Origin of the sequence: Pseudoalteromonas sp. SR45-5, assembly GCF_014163565.1 — a bacterium.
In the GTDB taxonomy this organism is placed as follows: Bacteria; Pseudomonadota; Gammaproteobacteria; order Enterobacterales; family Alteromonadaceae; genus Pseudoalteromonas; species Pseudoalteromonas distincta.
In genome coordinates, this window is sequence record NZ_JACJDN010000491.1 from 1 (window position 1) to 3081 (window position 3081).

Annotated in this window: 1 protein-coding gene and 1 pseudogene; both read left to right on the forward strand. The window is 39.7% G+C overall.

The genetic code is table 11. From position 1 onward, the window contains the following. Positions 1-590 (forward strand): annotated as a pseudogene (locus H5072_RS15565) (DNA replication and repair protein RecF); the annotation flags it as partial. A 12-nt stretch (positions 591-602) separates the two neighbouring features. After that, positions 603-3029, forward strand: coding sequence for a DNA topoisomerase (ATP-hydrolyzing) subunit B (gene gyrB, locus H5072_RS15570; RefSeq protein ID WP_024597183.1), 2427 nt, complete (start codon positions 603-605; stop codon positions 3027-3029). The last annotated feature ends 52 nt before the right edge of the window (positions 3030-3081 follow it).

Genomic DNA, 3081 nt, shown 5'->3' on the forward strand with positions numbered 1-3081 from the left:
CCAAGAATTATTTTGACCAAATTAAGTTTTGGGACAAAGAATTTGTTAGACTGGCTGAAGAAATAAATAAATTAAGATTGGCGTATATAAGTAGGTTTAAGCAGCAATTTTTTGATAAAATGTGTGCAGAATTGACGCTTGTACGTGATTTAGAAATGACCTTTAGCGCAGGCTGGAAAGAGACTGAATCTCTTGCAGATGCGTTAGAGCAAAACTTTGAGCGAGATGCTCGCCAAGGGTTTACAAGTAAAGGCCCTCATAAGGCCGATTTTAGTTTTAGTGTCGCTGGCAACAGTGTGGAGAATACATTCTCACGCGGTCAATTGAAGCTATTATTGTATGCGTTGAAAGTTACGCAAAATAGCTTAATTGAGTCAGAGACAGATAAGCAATCTATATTGCTAATAGATGATCTACCTTCAGAATTAGGCGAAGATACAAAAGAGAAAGTGGGACAATTACTTGCTCACTGCAGTTCTCAAATTTTTATCTCTTCAATTTTATCTGAAAGTATTTCTGCTGTGGTGGAACCCATGCAACGAGAACTACAAATGTTCCACGTGAAACATGGCAACCTAATAACAAGATAAGTGGGATTAACCATGTCTGAGAATTATGACTCGTCGAGTATTAAAGTACTTAAAGGATTAGACGCAGTAAGAAAGCGTCCTGGAATGTATATTGGGGACACCGATGATGGCACAGGCTTACACCACATGGTGTTTGAGGTCGTTGATAACTCGATCGATGAAGCCTTAGCAGGTCATTGTGATGATATTTATGTAACGATTCACTTAGACGGTTCTGTCTCAGTTCGAGATAACGGTCGTGGTATCCCAACTTCTATCCATGAAGAAGAAGGCGTATCTGCAGCCGAAGTTATTATGACGGTACTTCATGCCGGTGGTAAGTTTGATGATAACTCTTATAAAGTATCAGGTGGCTTACACGGTGTTGGTGTTTCTGTTGTAAATGCACTTTCAGAAAAACTAAAACTGACTGTTCGTCGTGAAGGAAAGCTTCATGAGCAGTTTTATACTATGGGTGTTCCAGATGCACCTTTAGCTGTAATTGGTGACTCAGAAACAACTGGTACAGAATTACGTTTTTGGCCAAGCGCTGAAACATTCACAAATTTAGATTTTCATTACGACATTTTAGCTAAGCGTTTACGCGAGCTTTCATTCCTAAACTCAGGTGTGAGCATCATCTTAAATGATGAGCGTGAAGAAAATAAATCTGACCACTTTAAATATGAAGGCGGTATTCAAGCTTTCGTAGAATACTTAAACCGTAATAAAACACCTATACATAAAGGTGTGTTCCATTTTACTCACGAACGTGAAGAAGATGGTATTAGTGTTGAAGTATCAATGCAGTGGAATGATGCATACCAAGAAAACATTTACTGTTTCACAAATAATATTCCACAACGTGATGGTGGTACTCACTTAGCCGGTTTTAGATCAGCGCTAACACGTACACTTAATAACTACATGGAAAAAGAAGGCTTTAACAAAAAAGCTAAAACAACCAGCAATGCTACCGGTGATGATGCCCGTGAAGGCTTAACGGCTGTTGTTAGTGTTAAAGTTCCTGATCCTAAGTTCTCATCACAAACTAAAGACAAGCTAGTATCAAGTGAAGTTAAATCTGCGGTTGAACAAGCAATGGCTGAAAAATTCACTGAGTTTTTACTAGAAAACCCAACTGATGCCAAAATTGTTGTAGGTAAGATTATTGATGCCTCACGTGCACGTGAAGCGGCGCGTAAAGCCCGTGAAATGACACGACGTAAAGGTGCAATGGACTTAGCAGGCTTACCAGGTAAGCTAGCCGATTGCCAAGAAAAAGACCCAGCACAATCTGAACTATATATAGTGGAAGGGGACTCTGCTGGCGGATCAGCCAAGCAGGGACGTAACCGTAAAAACCAAGCTATTCTTCCGCTTAAAGGTAAAATATTAAACGTAGAAAAAGCACGTTTTGATAAAATGCTATCTTCGCAAGAAGTAGCAACACTAATTACTGCATTAGGGTGTGGTATTGGTCGTGACGAATATAACCCTGAGAAATTACGTTATCACCGTATCATCATCATGACCGATGCGGACGTGGATGGTTCTCACATTCGTACGTTACTACTAACATTCTTCTATCGTCAAATGCCTGAAATTGTAGAACGCGGTTATATTTATATTGCTCAACCACCACTTTATAAAGTGAAAAAAGGTAAGCAAGAGCGTTATATTAAAGATGATCCAGCATTAGTAGAGTACTTAACGTCGCTTGCACTTAATAATGCTGCTTTATATCCAAGTGCAGATGCTTCTGCGCTAGAAGGTGAAGCGCTAGAGAAAGTCGTTCACGATTACCAAAATACAGTTAAAGTTATTGAGCGTTTAAAGCGTAAATATCCTAACACGGTAATGGAACGCTTAATCTACCAAACAGAGTTGAAAACTGATGACCTTTCTGACGAAGCTAAAGTAATTGCTTGGACAAAAGAGTTAGTTGATGACCTGATTGCACGTGATGAAGATGCAACTATTTTCCATGCAGGCACAGAGTTTGACGCTGAGCGTAATATGTATTACCCGGTTGTGAATATTCGTCAGCACGGTGTTGATAAAGCACATGTACTTCATTATGACTTTATTGCATCACGTGACTACCAACGCATTGCTGTGACTGGTACTAACATTGCAAACATCCTAAAAGAAGGTGCTTATATTCAACGTGGTGAGAAAACAAAACCTGTTGATAACTTTGTGGATGCTTTGGAATGGTTGATCACAGAATCTAAGCGCGGGATCTACATTCAACGCTATAAAGGACTGGGTGAAATGAACCCAAGCCAGCTTTGGGAAACAACAATGGATCCTAGTGCTCGTCGTATGTTACAAGTAACGATTGAAGATGCTGTTGGCGCGGATCAATTATTTGCCACCTTAATGGGTGACCAAGTAGAGCCTCGTAGAGAGTTTATCGAAACTAACGCTCTACGCGTAGTTAATCTAGACGTGTAAAAATATTACTTACACCGAAAAAGGAGCCTAATGGCTCCTTTTTTATTTTTTC